General features: G+C 40.4%; 13 protein-coding genes and 1 other RNA gene. All 14 read right to left on the reverse strand.

Annotated features, from left to right (window positions below; all coding sequences use genetic code 11):
* Nucleotides 1-4774, reverse strand: a 4774-nt coding sequence (locus RQ973_RS01950) for an Ig-like domain-containing protein (RefSeq protein ID WP_311522580.1), incomplete at its 3' end; no start/stop codon positions are given.
* A 1088-nt stretch (nucleotides 4775-5862) separates the two neighbouring features.
* Complete coding sequence (locus RQ973_RS01955; protein ID WP_075230537.1) at nucleotides 5863-6528, reverse strand: DNA alkylation repair protein; 666 nt, start codon at nucleotides 6526-6528, stop codon at nucleotides 5863-5865.
* Nucleotides 6529-7161, reverse strand: a complete 633-nt coding sequence (locus tag RQ973_RS01960) for a response regulator transcription factor (protein ID WP_075230536.1) — start codon at nucleotides 7159-7161, stop codon at nucleotides 6529-6531.
* Nucleotides 7162-7172: 11 nt separating this feature from the next.
* Nucleotides 7173-8171, reverse strand: coding sequence for a sensor histidine kinase (locus RQ973_RS01965; RefSeq protein WP_075230535.1), 999 nt, complete (start codon nucleotides 8169-8171; stop codon nucleotides 7173-7175).
* Nucleotides 8168-8866 (reverse strand): cell wall-active antibiotics response protein LiaF, encoded by a 699-nt coding sequence (gene liaF, locus RQ973_RS01970; RefSeq protein ID WP_075230534.1) that lies wholly within the window; start codon nucleotides 8864-8866, stop codon nucleotides 8168-8170. Before liaF ends, RQ973_RS01965 begins: the two co-directional genes overlap by 4 nt.
* Nucleotides 8867-8960: 94 nt before the next feature.
* The gene (gene fni, locus RQ973_RS01975; protein ID WP_075230533.1) at nucleotides 8961-9962 is read right to left on the reverse strand and encodes a type 2 isopentenyl-diphosphate Delta-isomerase; all 1002 of its coding nucleotides are present in this window, start codon (nucleotides 9960-9962) and stop codon (nucleotides 8961-8963) included.
* Entirely contained in the window at nucleotides 9940-10953 is a 1014-nt protein-coding gene (locus tag RQ973_RS01980; protein ID WP_153225675.1) for a phosphomevalonate kinase, read from the reverse strand. Before RQ973_RS01980 ends, fni begins: the two co-directional genes overlap by 23 nt.
* Nucleotides 10940-11893, reverse strand: a complete 954-nt coding sequence (mvaD, locus tag RQ973_RS01985) for a diphosphomevalonate decarboxylase (RefSeq protein WP_153225676.1) — start codon at nucleotides 11891-11893, stop codon at nucleotides 10940-10942. The genes RQ973_RS01980 and mvaD overlap by 14 nt, the downstream gene beginning before the upstream one ends.
* On the reverse strand, nucleotides 11875-12753 hold the full coding sequence (mvk, locus tag RQ973_RS01990) for a mevalonate kinase (RefSeq protein WP_311522581.1): 879 nt from the start codon (nucleotides 12751-12753) through the stop codon (nucleotides 11875-11877). The genes mvaD and mvk overlap by 19 nt, the downstream gene beginning before the upstream one ends.
* Before the next feature lie 206 nt (nucleotides 12754-12959).
* Entirely contained in the window at nucleotides 12960-13649 is a 690-nt protein-coding gene (locus RQ973_RS01995; RefSeq protein WP_311522582.1) for a response regulator transcription factor, read from the reverse strand.
* An 11-nt stretch (nucleotides 13650-13660) separates the two neighbouring features.
* Nucleotides 13661-15085, reverse strand: a complete 1425-nt coding sequence (gene gndA, locus RQ973_RS02000; RefSeq protein WP_311522583.1) for an NADP-dependent phosphogluconate dehydrogenase — start codon at nucleotides 15083-15085, stop codon at nucleotides 13661-13663.
* Nucleotides 15086-15161: 76 nt separating this feature from the next.
* A complete protein-coding gene (locus RQ973_RS02005) occupies nucleotides 15162-16625 on the reverse strand; it encodes a cell division site-positioning protein MapZ family protein (protein ID WP_311522585.1) in 1464 nt (487 codons plus the stop codon).
* A 12-nt stretch (nucleotides 16626-16637) separates the two neighbouring features.
* On the reverse strand, nucleotides 16638-17795 hold the full coding sequence (locus tag RQ973_RS02010; RefSeq protein ID WP_311522586.1) for a class I SAM-dependent RNA methyltransferase: 1158 nt from the start codon (nucleotides 17793-17795) through the stop codon (nucleotides 16638-16640).
* Between the two features lie 81 nt (nucleotides 17796-17876).
* Nucleotides 17877-18257, reverse strand: an RNA gene (gene rnpB / locus RQ973_RS02015) — RNase P RNA component class B.

Here is an 18257-nt window from a genome sequence, read left to right on the forward strand (position 1 = left end):
TTGATCCTGGTTCTGCTGTTACTTCAACTGGATCTGTAGTTCCTGCTTTACCTGTAAGGTCTGTATCGATAACTGGTTTCGCTGGCGCTGTTGTATCTGGTGTATCTGGTGTTGATGGTGTTGTTGCTTTCGCAGCATCACTTGGTTCTGATACATTACCTGCTTTATCAGTTGCTTTAGCTGTTACGCCACCTTCTGGAATCTCAGTTGTTGGTGTGATTGTAGCTTTACCTTTGTCGTCCGCTACGCCTTCACCAATCTTCTTACCGTCTTTGTCGAACAACTCAACGGTTGATCCTGGTTCTGCTGTTACTTCAACTGGATCTGTAGTTCCTGCTTTACCTGTAAGGTCTGTATCGATAACTGGTTTCGCTGGCGCTGTTGTATCTGGTGTACTTGGTTTTTTAGTTACAAATTCTGACAATGGTTTTGTATCTGTTGAACCATCTGTATATGTTACGACAAGATTTCCTTTGTCATCTTTTGTGACTGATTTAATCTTAGTCTTAGCATCTTCAGCATCTACAGTTTTACCTTTTTTGTCTGCAAAGTTGGCATCATCATTAGTTTGAGCATACTCAATTTGCAGTTTTTCTTTGATTTTATCTAACTCAGCGTCTGTTACCTTAGTTGGATCTGCTACTTCAACTTTATCAGCTGGAGCTGGAGTTGCTATATCGTATTTAGATGTTTGATTTTTAACTACAAATCGAACATATCCTGGTTTTTCTTTAGCGTTAGGATCTACATCTAGCGCTCTGTAATCAGTGTTTGAAAGTTCGCCATTGTTGTCTTTAGAAACGATAAAACTTGTCCACTCTTGACCAGCTTTAAGGTTTGTAGTACCAGTCATCTTGATAGTAGCTGATGTCTTATCTTCAGATACTGAACCTTCTCCAGTCACTGCGCCATTTTCAACTTTACCTGTTGTAAATCCATATTTATTCGCGTTATTCCATGAAACATCTCCAGGTCCACGTAGGTAAAGATCTTTAACTTCTTTTTCATCTGTACCTTTGAAAGTTAGATCAGTGTTTTCACCTGTATAAACATAGATTTGTTTATTAGCTTCATTTGAGTATGGAACTTCTACTTTTGGAGCTACGTTTACAAATTCAGACAATGGTTTTGTATCTTTAGAACCATCTTTATAGGTTACAACAACATTATTTCCATCTTTTTCTACTTTATCAACAACTTTTGAAGCATCTTCTACTTCTTGACCTTTTTTGTCAGCTAAACGTGCATCTGGATTGTTTTGAGAATATTCAACTTTAACTTTCTCTTTAATTTTTTCAAACTCTTTATCAGTAACATTGCTAGCATCTGATACGGTTACTTTATCAGCCGATGCTGGAGTTTTGATATCATATTTCTTAGTTTGTGCTTTTAATACGAAAGTTACTGCACCTGGATCAGTTAAGTAAGAACCAACAACCTCTCCATTTTTCTTAGTTTTGGTTGCATTATTAGAAATCTCTGCACCATCTGTATCTGTTGCTGTTGCATAACGTGTTACAAGCTCTAAAGAGTCGTTTTCTGTTTTTGGAAGTCTATCTTCTAAACCTGAAACTCGACCTGTTACTTTAATTTTTGCAGGTGTAGCAGTTTCAGAATTAATTGCTGTCACAGTATATCCATATTCATTATCTTGTTTATCTGGATTACCATCAATATTATTTAAGGCAATATTTCCACCTTTTTTAAGTGAAGCTGATTTAATTTTTCCAGAATCGTCGCTAAATGTGATATCAACGTCTGCATCTTCACCAGTATAAAGATAAACTTCTTTTTTGTTTGGAGCTGGATCTGAATATGGAATCTCTACTGTTGGAGCAACATTCGTACGTGCAAAATCAGTCAATGGTTTTGTATCTTTAGAACCATCTTTATAGGTTACAACAACATTGTTGCCATCTTTTTCTACTTTATCAACAACTTTTGAAGCATCTTCTACTTCTTGACCTTTTTTGTCAGCTAAACGTGCATCTGGATTGTTTTGAGAATATTCAACTTTAACTTTCTCTTTAATTTTCTCAAACTCTTTATCAGTAACATTATTAGCATCTGCTACAGGAAGTTTTTCCTCTGGAACCTTAATATCATATTTCTTAGTTTGTGCTTTTAATACGAAAGTTACTGCACCTGGGTCGGTTAAGTAAGAACCAACAACCTCTCCATTTTTCTTAGTTTTTACCGCAGTATTATTGATTAATTCTCCATCAGTATCAGTTGCAGTTGCAAAACGCGTTACAAGATCTAAAGAATCGTTTTCTGTTTTCGGTAATTTTTCTGCCGATATGCCAGAAACTTGTCCTGTTACTTTAATTTTCGCAGGCGTAGCTGTTTCAGAATTAATTGCTGTTACAGTGTATCCATATTCATTATCTTGTTTATCTGGATTCCCATCAATATTATTTAGGGCAATATTTCCACCTTTTTTAAGTGAAGCTGATTTAATTTTTCCAGAATCGTCATTAAATGTGATATCAACATCTGCATCTTCACCAGTATAAAGATAAACTTCTTTTTTGTTTGGAGCTGGATCTGAGTAAGGAATCTCTACTGTTGGAGCTACGTTTTCACGTGCTGGAGTTACAACTACAGTAACTTCAATCTCACCTGACTCTTTACCTTGGCTATCAACAGCTTTATACTTAACTGTGTAAGTGCCTTGGGTATTTGTATCAACTGTCTTAGTTGCAGTGTTTCCATTTACTGAGACAACTTCAGCATGAACCTTATCACCTAGGGTTGCTTGGGCATCATCTTCTTTATCTGCTACTGTAACAAGAGATGCAAGGTCAAGTTGAGCACCTTGTTGAACAGTTTTTGTGTTTCCTTCAACTGCTGATGCAATAGTTGGAGCTTGGTTTTCTACTGAGCGTGATTGCCAGTCAGCCACACTTGAGAAACCACCTTCTACCACGTTTGAAATAGCTGCTACTTCAACACCTGCAATCTTGTCAGCCATTGTAAGGACAATCGTGTCTTGGAACTTACCGTGCTCAACTGATTTGACAGTTGCTTTGTCTGATTTTTGTGATGTCCATGCAGCTGAGGTACTGTCACGTTTAACTGGGATTTCTAGAACTTGACCTGAAGTATCTGTGTAGCGGAAGTAAGCGATCCCTGCATCGTGAGGAACCTTAAGAGTCACTTCTTTTTGTCCTGCAATAACAGCGTCTTGATTAGTAGACAAGCTTGAAGGTTCAACAGTTGTCACACCGACAGATACTGGTACTGTACGACGGCCACTTTCAGTACCGTTGACAGTTTGACTCACCTGTACTAGTTGACGTGGTTTAATAGTTGTACCATCACCTTGGTTGTTGTTCAAGGCTGTTGGAAGCTCACCAGTAGTCCAGTTTCCAGCGCTGTCAACAGTGACATTTCCGATATTTTGCTCCTGACCATCTACATAAAGCTTGATAGTTGCACCTGGAACCCCTGTTCCTGAAAGAGTGCTTGAAGTTGAAGCTACTGTTTGAACAGGAACATTAACAGAAGTTTTGCTCAAGTTTGGAGTCACACTTGGTGCATCAACCTGACTAACCAACTGCTTGTCATACTTACCTGAGATCGCATACCAGTTGTACATCGCTAAGTTTTTTACAGATTGCACACCTGCAATATAAGAAATCGTTTGTGATGGGTCTTCAACCACTGTACGGTAACGAACAGTGAACTTGCGAATACCTGAATAAATACTTGTATCAAGAAGGTAGAGTTTCTTAGAGTTATCCTTGACACCGTTCAAACCAGGAATCTTATTGTATTCACTGTCACCAGTAGTACCTATTACATATTTCTCAACCTGACTGTTATCATAAATATACTGCGTACCTTCTGCTTTTGCGTTTCCGTTACCATTACTCCATTCAGTTCGAGTATTATAAACGCCATCATACTCTGTTACTACATTATATGGGTCAGATACGTTTTTAGGAATTGAGAAATACCAGAAGGCACCTGCTTTATCGTATTGAGCCTCGTTAAAGGTTACCGTCCATTCCAAGACTGGACGTCCTTGACCAGATGGGTCAGTAGGTACTGTTTTCCCATTGACAACTTCATAGTCATCCAGCTGTCTGTACTCGATCTTGGCACGCTGAGTTGGATCTCCGTTCTCAATTTTTTTACCACCCTTGTATTCGAACTTAATATCCTGCCCTTCCATAGAGCGATCTTGAGCACGTTCTTGTCCTGCTGCTCGACGGCTTCTTGACTTAGGTTGAGTGGCTGAAGTTTCTGCTGGAGCTGCCACTTTGACAGTTTGAGCTGCTGACAAGTTTGCACTTGAACCATCTGCAAAAGTCACAACTACTGATCCGTCTGCTTGGATTTGAACATCAGTCGCAGTAGGATTTTCCCCCTTAACAGCTTCCACTACATTTGCTTTTTCTTCATCTGTCAAAGCTGAAGAATTTGCAACTACTGTCAATGAAGGAAGCTGAACTCCATCTGCTTCCTTAGCTGTTTTTGCTGAAGTAGCTTCTGAACTTGTAGGATTTTCAGCAACCACAGGTGAAGTTGTTGACACCTCCACTGCTGGTGCTTTATACGTTCCTACTTCGTCACTAGAGCTTGCTTCAGCAGCTGAGTTGGCAGTTTTAGTCTCTACCTCCCCAGTATCAGCTGTGTCGGCCTTAACCGTTGGAGCTACCAAGGCTGCACCAACTGCAAAGACAAGCGAACAACCAAACAAGAAATGTTTTCCTTTTTTGATCATTCGCCAGTTCTTCTGCTCTGCATTTTTACGATTAAAATACATTACATTATCTCCTTTTTTTAAAATAACTGCATGTCTTTTACATACAGTTCAATTATACATCTCTTTTAGAAAATAGTCAATTAAAAGAACTTTTGAACTTTCAAGTATTTTATAAACCAAAAACTACATATATAATGTCTTTTATAACTTAATATAGTTATCTAAAAATTCAGTAAAATCAGATTCTACACACATAGTTTTCTTCACTGGACCTTTTAAGACACAAAATTTCAAAAAAACAGAAAATTTACACTAAGTTTTCAGAATGAAAGAAAAAATATATGAATGGAGTTTTTATCAAAGAACAGGAGTGACCCTAAATTTTCTTGAATCTTTTACTACTCAAGAAAAATCAACCTACACTTTTTATTGACAAACCACTTAAGAAAGCTGCTAGTCCAAGTATCTATTTTTAATTTACCAGTCAATCAATGAATCTTCTTATGTTCTAAGAAGCTAAGGGAAGAGTTTTTAATAAATCCTATACTATAGGTGATCGCACACTGAAAATTTCTGCTCTTTTTGATTTTATAGGCTTAAAATGGTGTTTTCTTGTAAAAATATGAGATAGCACCGAGGGATGCCATCGATTACACCTGCTAGAGTCAAATATAGTAGATTGAACCTAGAATAGTACGCTACGGATTCTAGAACACTTCTAGAAATATTTTTTAGCAGTCATAGTGTACTATTCTAGATTCAACCCACTATAAAAGGACTTATACTCTTCGAAAATCTCTTCAAACCACGTCAGCTTCACCTTGCCGTAGGTATGGTTACTGACTTCGTCAGTTCTATCCACAACCTCAAAACAGTGTTTTGAGCTGACTTCGTCAGTTCTATCTACAACCTCAAAGCAGTGCTTTGAGCAACCTGCGGCTAGCTTCCTAGTTTGCTCTTTGATTTTCATTGAGTATTAGTCCTCTAACTTACTGGTCTAAATCATTTGTCTCTTTTTGCAGTCTGAACAACAGCGCTAGGTTTATTTGACAGACATCTTTCTCGAGATGATACTCTCTACTATCTTGTTGTTAACAAGTTCTACTAGCTACCGCCTATTATGGTTTTTTCTGGTCAGACATGAGTTTTTAGGGCTGTTTGAGGTACTTGCTTGCTTCTTTGATACTAAGTTCAGCCATTCTTTCCTTGTTTTTTTCGATGAAACTTGCTACCCATTCTGGATTGGTCTTAGAGTAGTCTCTTAGAGCCCAGCCGATGGCTTTATTGATAAAAAATTCTGTCTGGTCCAGATTGTTTAGTAGGATTTTTTCCATCAGTCGGACATTCGTTTTGGCTTTTCTTAACAACTGGTGATCAATAGCGACTCGTCTCAGCCAGATATTGTCTGATAGGCTCCATTGGAGGATGATTTCTCCCAGTTCTGGATTGTCATACACCAAACTCCCTACTACTCGATCTAGAATATCTATCGTATCCCACCAAGATTTGGTCACGACCAGACGCTCAAGCTTAGGCAAATCGCTCTCTGTTAGATAAGATTGCATGGCTTTCAAATAGTTGGCGCCCACATACTGGTATTCTCTTGGCTCCTTTTCCCAGCAAGTGTCCACAAAATCCCAATCGATGATCTTTGTTTTTTTCTCGCTTGGAAAGTATTTTCTATAGAGCGCATTTCTTTCAGGTGCCGCAATACCTAGAAAGGAAAATTGCTGGCGCATATAGGCTTCCATAGGCCCTGCCTTTTTCGGATCTTTTGCCGCTTCTAGCTCCACAAGTAAATCTGCTAAACTCATCTAAAAATCCTCATGGCCTACCAAGTGATGCTGAAAGGCATAAACTGCTGCCTGGGTGCGGTCGCTAACCTGAAGCTTCGCTAAAATGTTAGATACATGAGTTTTTACAGTTTTGAGGGAAATGAACAATTCATCGGCGATACGCTGATTTTCATAACCCTTAGCAATTAGTTGAAGGACATCCCGTTCACGCGCAGTTAAGTCCTCATGAAGTTCAATATGATTGCGATTGTATTCTACCTTTTTACTCACCTCTTGTTCAATAGCCAACTCTCCAGCCGCCACCTTACGAACAGCGTGCAGCAATTCGTCCGCGCTAGAAGTTTTGAGCATATATCCCCTAGCCCCAGCATTTAAGACTGGCATGATTTTTTCATTGTCTAAGTAAGAGGTCACAATCAAGATTTTAGCCTCTGGCCATTCTTTGAGAATAGCTAGAGTTGCGTCAATTCCGTTGACTTCAGGCATAACAATATCCATGACAATCACATCTGGCCGAAGCTCCAAGGCCATAGAAATTCCCTCCGCGCCATTGGTTGCTTCTCCTACAACCTCTACATCATCTTGTAGTTCAAAATAACTTTTTAAACCCAGACGCACCATTTGGTGGTCATCTACCAATAATAGTTTCATCTTACTTCCTCTTATCTATCCAAATCAAGCAAGGGAATGCGAATATCCACTGCCAAACCTTGCTTGGGAGCTGTTAATAATTGTATAGTCCCAGCCATATCTTCCACTCGTTCTTTGATATTTCGCAAACCATAACTCAGTTCATCAACATCATCCAGCTGAAAACCACGACCATTGTCTGCAACCTTCAACTGTAATTCCGTTTCCGTTTGATAAAGGTAAACATCTAGACATGAAGCTTGTGCATGACGAAGTGTATTACTAATCAATTCTTGGACAATCCGGAAAATATGTTCTTCAATCTTTTTAGGTAATGCAGTTACCTGACATTTAAAGCTTACCTTCAGCTCACTTTTTTCTTCCAATTCTTTGAGAAGCAACTGAATGCCCTCCACCAAGCTCTTTTGTTCTAATTCTATCGGTCGTAAATGCAAAAGCAGAATTCGCAAATCTCTTTGGGCTGTTTCTAGAATAGCAGTCACACTATGAAGCTGAGTTTGCATCTTCTCTCTGTCTAATTTAGAAGCTTGTTGGCTGAGCCCAGATAAAATCATATGGGCAGCAAAAATTTCTTGGCTGACCGTATCATGTAAATCACGCGCGATTCGCTTGCGCTCCTTTTCAATAATTTCTTCTTCTTTGACCAAGGCCTGATTGTCTGCTTTTTGAATAGCTTCTGTCAACAAACCAAGCTTTCCTGACAAGTTTCTAAAACTTGCGTCTAAATCAGCATCTCCCAGACTTTCAATATCTTTACCAGCTAGCAGACGTTTGAGATTTGCTTGGATTCTTCTTTTTGAAATTTCATCAACAATTGTCCAGAATAGGACTAATAAAAAGGCCAAGGCAGCACTAAACATTAAAGCCAGAAATAGGACTTTTTCTGTCTTTTCTAAATCTTGGAAGAGAGAAGTCCACTCTAAATCCAGAACCTTAAAAATGCTTCGAAAGAGAAAGACAACAAAGAGAAATGAGGTGAGACCAATTAAAATATAGGGCTGTTTTTTCATCCGCGCACCACCTCAACATCTCCAACCATAGTTGTCAAAAGAATCTTGACACTCTTGGGACTCTTGAGATAATCCCTGGTTTCTTGATGGAATTGTTCATTCCGCAAAGCTCGCTTAGGCTGGTCAAAGAAGGTTAAATCTCCGTACAGAGAATTAACACTAAGACTGACTTCTACATCCACTGGTACAATAATTCTAGTAGTGCCGACTAGCTTTCTCAAGATGATGACATTATCATGATTGCTCAAAATCACGTGCTCTAGATGAATGGTATCCTTCCCCATGAGACGAAAAAGGTTGATATCATCAAAGCGGCAAGTCTGGTAGCTTGAAAAGTGGTGGAGATTCCCAAACCAGCGATTTTTCTCCCTCTTCACCGTCACAACTTCTTCAAAAATCAGATTGGTATCTTCTCTTTCCTGGTTCATCATAGGATAAAGCAAGAACAGGCTGTATATCAAGGCCACAAAGATAGCCATAATGACAAAGGGATTGAGCATGATGATAAAGAAAAATAGGATGCTCACTGCCACTAATATGAGGTTATTCCCCTGTCTTCCGGTATAGTATCGAATCAGCAGTAAAAACAAGAGCAAGATCAGCAGAAAACGGGGAAAATGCTCTGATACCATCATAATCAGAGCTCCTGTTAATAAACAAGCTTCAATAAATAGAAAAATTTGAAATTTTCGCATGTAACCGTCCTCTCTATTTTATTGTATCACAAAACCAAAAAGTCACATCAGTCTGAGGAATGATAAAAAGACCGGGACCAAAATCCCGACCTCCTTATAGTTGATCTTTTGCTTCTTTTAATTTTCCATACAGGAGATAGTCGACCTGCTGCAAATCCTTAATCCTTGCACAATTAAGGGCACACATAATCAGACGTAGTTCTTCCTTCCAGCCTTCAACAATAGAAATAACGACATCCACTGGGTAGTTTTCAACTAACTCTAACATGGTGCGTGAGAGTCCAACCGCCTTGGCTCCAAAGACCAAGCATTTGATGATGTCTAGTGGATTGCGAACACCTCCGCTTACCAGAAGCTCCATCTTATCTTTCCAGTCTTGGGCATTTAGAAGGGTTTGCATGGTCGATTGCCCCCAATCATTGAGGTAGTCCCGTTGACCACTGCGACGGTTTTCGATATAGGCAAAGCTAGTTCCGCCACGGCCAGACAAATCAACCGTACGTATCCCCATCTCGTACGCCTTAGCAATGGTCTTCACATCCATGCCAAAGCCGACTTCTTTTAAAACAAGAGGAACTGAGATTTGATTAGCATAATCTTTCAGATTGCTTTGCCATAATCTAAATTGACGTTCACCTTCTGGCATGAGTAATTCCTGCATAACATTAACATGGACTTGCAATAGAAGGGGATTCATCTCTTTGACCGTTTGTAGCCCCAGTTCAACAGACTTATCCAAGCCAATATTGGTTCCAAGTAGAAGGTTAGGGTGACTAGTTTTGACGGAGAAAGAGTCATCTGATGGATCCTTTAGGGCAGCGCTGTAGGAACCTGTCACAAATAAAATCCCACAAGCATCTGCCACCTGAGCCAATTTTTGATTAATTTCTCTGCCCTTATCACTACCGCCTGTCATGGCATTTATATAAAAAGGAAAGTCCCATTTACGCCCTGCAAATTCTGTCGAAAGATCGATCTCATCTATGTCGTATAAGGGTAGTGAGGAGTGGATTAACTCCACCTCATCAAAACTATTATAAGAACTTTTTTGTTCAAGGGCATAGCGGATGTGCTCATCCTTCCGATTCGTCGTCATGTCCTATCCTTTCTTGATACAAGAGCTCAATCCCTAGATTAGCCCAGCGTTTTTTCAGTAATGTGGTCGAATCTTGGTCAAAACTGAGGGCTATTCCACAGTCTCCACCACCAGCACCACTACTTTTAGCGACGGCTTTTAAGTCTCTGCTTGCATCTTTTAATTGTCTGAGCGAAGGTGTGTAAATATCTGAACTCAAGCCTTCTAAGAGTTGGCTAGCTTGTTCTAGCAAGTCAATAACGGTTTCTTCTTGACCTACCTCCAAATCCTTCATCAAGTTAGCTACAATTTCTTTCGAAGCCTGCAAGAAGCTAGCGTTCATATTATCCTTAATTTGCTTGACCATGTGACTAGAGACAGCTACTTCTTTGGTCCAACCAACCAGAAAGTCAAATGTCAAGGTCGGTTTAATACTAGAAATAGAAAATCCCCAATCACGTGCTAATACAGTTGGCAAGTCTTCTTTTTCTAGCCATTGTGCCACTTTCTCACGGTCAAACGACTGATAGAGGACTAGGTCTTCTGAAACGATACAGGCAATATCCCCCATGGAACCATTGTCTCCACGTTTGAGAAGGACTGCACTCGCCAGTTTAAACAAGAGGTCTCTTTCAGCTGGTCTTTCATAGAAAGCAAGCATAGCCTTGATAACCAATACAACGACGCTACCACTAGAACCCAGACCAAACTTCTTGCCCTCACGTTCCATTTTCCCGCGAATATCTAAGGAAAATGGCTGCAAGTCAACCCCTTGATCAGTCAGATACTCCTCCACCAAGGCAACTGTTTCTTGAATAAAAGCATAAGAAGAATCCGGTCGCATATCTACACTATATGTAAACATATCTGAGTAGAGTCGATAAGCATCAGATGTTTTAATCTCAGCCGTCATATAGATGGGGATGGCTTTTATTAGCGCCAACTGTCCTGGTTCTAAAATGGCATACTCCCCAGCCCAATAGAGCTTCCCACAAGTTTTAACAATCGTCATCTTGGCTCAAATCCTTTGTTTTTGAAACGATTAAGCGATAGCGTTGACCTAAAAGTTTTGATAGATGTTCCAAGTCTTTTTCTAAACAAAGAACCTTTACATTAGGCCCCGCATCCATGGTGAAGTAACAAGATTCTCCTTGTTCCCTAAGCTGACGAACAAAATCCATAGCCTCATAACTCGCATCTGTCAGATATGAGAACGGCGGATTTGCAGTTTTTGTCGTAGCATGCATTGCGAGAGCGTTCTTTTCTGTTAATACTCCAACTTTCTCAAAGTCATTTTCCTTGAGATAGACCAGCATATCCTTGTAGTCTTTCTCAGACTGACGAATCCACTCATCAAATGTTGTCGAAGTTTCCACACAGAGTTTCATACCATCCCGACTAGAGATTGGTTTTTTCTGGTCTTCTAAAACCAACATAATCATAGCCAGTTTCAGGTCAGTCTCGACTGGATAAATCTCTCCACTATCCTTGTCCCAAGCTGCCAAAGGTCCATAAAAACTACGAGATGAAGAACCCGATGCAAATTTAGCTTCTAAGGCCAACTCTTTACGATCTAATCCTAATTGGAAATAGGCATTACAAGCTTTGACCAGGGCAGATAAACCACTGGAACTTGAAGAAAGGCCTGCTGCTGTTGGCATATTGTTCTTGGTATCGATACGAACAAAACCTGCTCCTTCAGGACGGTAGCGGTCAATGATTTTACCCATCTTGACATGCTCAGCTTCGTTTTGCAACTGACCATTGATGTAGAAAGCATCCGAGCTTGCATCTGCTGGTAAAGGTGAAAGTGTCGTCTCCGTATACATATTTTCTAAGGTTAGAGAGATACTGCTAGTCGCAGGAACCATCTCTTTTTCTGCTTTCTTACCCCAATATTTGATAATAGCAATATTGGCATAGGAACGTACTGTTACAGGCTTTCGATCCATGTCTGAACAGCTCCTTTCTCTTCTAATCTTTCTGCTAGTTCTTGCGCTTGGCTCTCATTAGCAACCAAGGCGATGATACAGCCTCCTAGACCACCACCACTCATCTTGGCACCTAGAGCACCATGATCGAGAGCAGTTTCAACCAAGGCATCTGCCTCAGGGCTACTAACTCCAATTTCCTTTAGATTTCCATGAGCTTTGGTAAGAATCTCTCCCAGCTTCACGGCATCTTTTGTTTTTATTGCTTCTTCTGCTTCTTGGGTCAATTCTCCCAGTGCATGCAAGAATGGTAAAGCTTCCTTACCTTTACTCTGCACGACCTGGATAGCTTCACGAGTATGTCCATAAACTCCAGTATCTGCAATGACCAGAAAAGCTGATAAATCCATGGTTAATTCTTCAAAACCAACATTCTTGATAAAACGGATAGGTTGGTCACTAAGACAGGTCTTGGCATCCAAACCACTAGGATTCATATGGGCAATCATCTCCGCCCGATTGACCAAAATTTCTAACACGTCATGTGGAAGTTCTGCTTGGTAATAATCAAATACTGCACGAATGGCCGCAATACTAATGGCTGCTGAAGAACCCATTCCACGTTTTTCAGGAATAGCCGAGTCAATTTGACAACGGATGCAAGCATCCTGGATATTTAAATACTCGAGAGAAGCATAAACAGCCATAGACAAGGTGTCCTCTTCAAACAGACGCCATGGTGTCGCTGCTGGAACCACCCGACAAGTCACTTCAACCTCTAAAAGAGGTAAAGAAATGGCTGGGTAGCCATAAACAACTGCATGCTCTCCGATTAAGATAATTTTACTATGTGCCTGACCGACACCAACTTCTTTTGTCATTTAATCCTACTATCAGATGAAAATCATCTGTTTCTAGATAAAATTTTAGAACTTCATTCCTTTCTATTTTATTATATTTTCACAAAAAAAGCGATTGTTTCCTTTCAGTTTCACAAAGCAAGGGATATATTTATGATTTTAATTAAGAAAAACGATTGTCCTTGTTTAAATATTAAAAAAGCAGTTACAAAACTGCAACTGCTTTTCTATTCTTGCATGGTATAACCAACACCACGCACGGTTTTAATGTAGCTTTTCTGACCTTTTACATCCAGCTTGCTACGTAGATAACGGATATAGACATCCACGATATTGGTTTCGGTCGCACTTTCATACTTCCAAACTCTTTCCAGCAATTGCTCACGAGTTAAAACCTTCTTACTTCCCATAAGGGTAGCTAAGAGGTCATATTCACGACGTGTCAGAGCAATCATCTCCTCGCCACGATAGACGGTATGATGTTCAACATCCATACGCAGATTGCGATAAGCTGTCGGAACTTTCATCTGACTACAGTGTTGGTCGATGAAATCTCGACCTCGGAAGATAGCTGAAATACGACTGACCAAATCATCGATAATGATTGGTTTATAGATGTATGAAACAGCGAAACGCTGGATTGTTTCAAGTTGGTCTTGCAATTCTTCTCGATGGTCCAAGACCATGATCACCGCAGCTGGCTTGGTTCGACTCAACTTATCTGCAAAATCCTGGGCTGTCATATCCCCTAGATGAGCATTCAATAAAATCAAGTCATAGTCTGTCTGAAGAGCCATGGAGAGGGCTTTTTGGCCCTCTTCTACCTGATCAACTCGGTATTGCTCTTTTTGGAGTTCCAGACTTAAAAAATGAGCTAGATTTCTTTCTTTCTCAAGTAATAAAATCCGTTTCCCCATGGCTGACCTACTTATTTTTCGTCATACCAAGAGTAGTGGAAGGTTCCTTCTTTATCTTTACGTTGGTAAGTGTGGGCACCAAAGTAGTCACGTTGTGCTTGGATCAAGTTCGCTGGAAGATCAGCTGAACGGTAGCTGTCAAAGTAAGTGATAGCTGCTGAGAATGTTGGTACTGGTACACCAGCTTGAACAGCAAGAGCTACGATATCACGAACAGATTGTTGGTACTTAGCAGTTACGTCCAAGAAGTACTCATCCAAAAGAAGGTTAGCAAGATCTGCATCACGGTTGTAAGCATCTGTAATCTTTTGCAAGAAACGTGAACGGATGATACATCCATCGCGCCAGATAGATGCGATGTCCGCAAATGGCAAGTTCCAGTTGTTTTCTTTAGAAGCTACACGCAATTGCGCAAAACCTTGTGCGTATGAGATGATTTTTGAGAAGTAAAGGGCTTGGCGGATTTTTTCAATCAATTCAGCCTTGTCGCCTTCAAATTTGAAAGCAGCTGGTTTTGGAAGCACCTTGCTGGCATGAACACGTTCTTCTTTGTAAGTAGAGATGTAACGGGCAAATACTGACTCAGTGATGAGTGACAATGGCACACCAAGGTCAAGGGATGATTGGCTAGTCCATTTACCAGTTCCTTTGTTTCCTGCAGCATCCAAGATGTAGTCTACAATTGGTCCGTCTTGACCTTCATCGTCTTTGCGTCCAAGGATATCAGCAGTGATTTCAATCAAGTAGCTGTCCAATTCACCCTTGTTCCACTCAGTAAAGATTTCAGCCATGTCTTCTGCAGAGAGGCCAAGCAAGTGTTGCATAAGATCGTAGCTTTCTGCGATCAATTGCATATCACCGTACTCGATCCCATTGTGGACCATTTTTACATAGTGACCAGCTCCATCAGGACCGATGTAAGTTACACATGGTTTACCATCTTCTGGAGCTTTTGCAGAGATTTCTTCAAGAACATCTGCTACCAAGTCATAAGCTTCTTTTTGTCCCCCAGGCATGATAGAAGGACCTTCAAGGGCACCTTTTTCACCACCAGAAACACCTGTACCGATAAAGTTGATACCTGAGTTCGCCAATTCTTCATTACGACGGATGGTATCTTTGTAGAAAGTATTCCCTCCATCGATCAAGATATCACCTTTATCCAAGTGTGGAAGAAGGGCTTGGATGGTCGCATCTGTACCAGGTCCTGCTTGTACCATAAGCATGATACGACGTGGTTTTTCAATTGAGTTTACGAAGCTTTCGATATCATAGCTTGGCACGAAGTTTTTATCAGGGTGGCAAGCAATCACATCTTCAGTTTTTTCTTTACTACGGTTATAAATAGCAACTGTATAACCACGAGATTCAATATTAAGGGCAAGGTTACGACCCATTACGGCCATACCAACAACACCAAAGTTAGCTTTTGTCATGTGACACTCCTCTTGTTTAATATGTTTTATTTTATCATGTTTATCTGTGAAAAGAAAGAATTTTGTAACAATTTGACTAGTAGTCTAAATCATCCGCATGTCCAGAGCCATTCCCTACAAAGTAACCTGTCTTACAATTAAGGGTAAAGAGATAGGTACCATCTGGTTTATAAAGATTATAGTAGCCATTGCCATTAACAATATTCACAGGTTCCAAAATATATTGGTTGCCTGTAATGTAGCCACGCGCACGCGAAGTCTCAAGAATGCGTTCAAGGACACCATCTGCAAAAGTCCAAGCAGGATCACTACTATCACTTACAGCGGCTTGATTGTACGGTACTCGACTGACACTTCTTTGTAGGTTCACACCATTGCTTGCTAGTCCACTATTTAGGATATTACTTGCTGAGGCTGTTTCACCCGCTGAAGTTGATGCATTAGCAGAGCTGCTAGCATTGCTTTCAGTTGCAGAACTTGACTCTGCTTGGCTTGATGAACTTGACTGACTACTGCTTGAGCTTGTAGAACTTGAAATTTGGCTCTTACCGAGACTAATAGCCTTAGCTAGCAGTTTATCAATTTCAGTATTCCCTGTCTTAACTTCGGTAAATTTAGCATCTGCCTTTACTTTAGCATTGGTATTTAGAACACCATCTGTAATAGCTGGTGTTTCAAATTGAGCATTAACATCTTGTACCGCTTTGATTTGTGTTTCAAGACTATCGTATTTTGATTTGGCAAGAGTATGCTCACTAGCTCCCTCAAGTTTATCTAAAAGCTCTTTGAGCTGACTCAGCTGACTAAACTGACTATTTTTTAGGGCAGTTTTATTCTCATCAGTATAAAAAGTATCATAGAGACTGTTAAATTGATTGAGAATTGCTTGATTACTTACCAAACCTGCATCAGATGACTGAGACTGAATTTCTTGGGAAGAACGCGTAATCTGACGATAAACGTAGTAGCTACCCCCAATAATCAAGACAATAATCGCTAAAAGAGCTGACAAGATGAACCACAGTTTTTTTCGTTGTGGCTCATCTTCTGCTTGAGCAGAGCGAGATAAGGATTGATGTTCCTCTTGCAAAGCTTCTTCATCCTCTGCAACAAAGTGCTCAGTTACAGGTTCCACTAGATTTTTATCCATAACCAAGGTTTCTTCAAGGGGTGGAAGGAGAAATTCTTCCATTACTACTTCCTCTTCTTCAGCATCAATCTCTAAGTCAGGGACTTCTTCTACTGGTTCAACCTCTTCATCAATTGTTTCTTTGGCGTCTTGAAGCAAATCATCTAGACTTCGAAGTTCCTCTTTCTTCGCCTGAATGTTAGTAAATTTATCAGCTTCGATTTCTTCACGGTGTTGTTTAATGTATTTGTCCAAAATCGTATCATCAGGAGTTACTCCTGCTTCGATTTCTTCATTTTTTCGAATAACTTGTCCAACCGTTAGATCCTTAGCTTCCTCAAAATCAAACTGAGGTTCCTGAGATATTTTCTCAGGTTCTAACAACTCTTCTTTTTTATCCTTTGGATCCATGGCAACTCCTTTCTAATCTGTCAAATTTCTTTTGACACGTTGACCAAAATATTGATATAAATCAACTTTCAAAGTACCATTGTAGAGTTTTCGTTTTTTGTCCGCCTGACTACCATATTTGCTTTCAAAGGCTTCATCACTAGTCAGGATAAATTTACTCCACGTCTTGAGAGGCTCAAAAACCTCACCCATTTCAGCATAGAGCTTGGTAACCCCTGCATCATCTGACAAGCGTTCACCATAAGGCGGGTTAGAGATAATCACCCCATTGATCTTATCGGAACGTAAATCCTGCACGCGCATCTGCTTAAAGGTAATATCTCCTGCAACCCCTGCTGCCTGGGCATTGGCCTTAGCAATTTCCACCATGCGAGCATCAATATCACATCCCATAATATCCAGTTCCAACTCACAATCCACTTTCTTAGCTGCCTCTGTGCGAACTTCTTGAATCAAGCGGTCACTGACCCAGTTCCATTCTTCAAAGGCAAAGGAACGACGCAAACCTGGTGCCATCTTACGCGCAATCATAGCTGCCTCAATACAAAAAGTTCCCGAACCACAGGTTGGATCAATCAAAGGCTTATCAGGGTACCAGTTAGAAAGTTGCAAAATCGCAGCTGCCATATTTTCTTTGATCGGAGCTCCACCTTTTTCAGTACGGTAACCACGTTTAAAGAGACTTGACCCAGTTGTATCAATCATAACAGTCGCTACATCTTTCAAAATGGAAACTTCAATCTTGAACTCTGGACCATTTTCCATGAGAGGAACGCCCTCTGGTCGTGCATAATGTTTTTGTAATTTCTTAACAACTGCCTTCTTAGAAATCGCCTGCACACTTGGCTCATTGTGTAATTTTGATTTGACACACTTAGCCTTTGCAATTGGGAAACGTGCTCCAAGTGGGAGATAGTTCTCCCAATCTAGAGCAAAAACACCTTGGAAGAGTTCTTCAAATATTTTTGCAGGAAAAGTTCCCACAACGATTTTGATTCTATCTGCAGCTCTTAGCCACAGGTTAGTTTGGATAATCGCTTTAACATCACCTTGAAAACGAACACGCCCATTTTCAACTTGACAATCATAACCCAAATCTCTTACTTCACGCCCAACTACAGCTTCCAAACCCGCCGCAGCAGTCGCAATTAAATTAAATGTTGTTTTCATTTCAGTCTTTTATAGACCTTTCTTTATTCACTTTAAAAAATGAGGTTGAGAATATATCTCAGCCCCAACCTATATGCAATTTTCTATAAGCCATGTTTTGTTCCAGAAGTGACTAGGACCACTTCCTTCGATAATCATCTGTCTACCACTAGCAGCTCTAGCTGATAGCAGTCAGAGTACTACGTTCGTTTCCGCGCACTCCATGCCCCGACCAAAATTTGGGTTGCTAGCTTGAGGGGTTTACCGCGTTCCACTCTCTCCGTTTCCAGAGAGACTCCGTCACTGTGGCACTTTCAAGCCTACTCTGACCTATCAAAAGACTTAGCCATTTCAACTGCCGTAACGATTTCTCGTCCCTAGGCTTATGGTTTCGCCTAGCACAAACACTACAGGCATCACAGCCTGTGCTAGCATGGACTTTCCTCATGAAAAGAAATTCTCTTCACGCGATTATCCAAAAAT

The sequence above is a fragment of the uncultured Streptococcus sp. genome (genome assembly GCF_963511325.1).
Taxonomy (GTDB): Bacteria; Bacillota; Bacilli; order Lactobacillales; family Streptococcaceae; genus Streptococcus.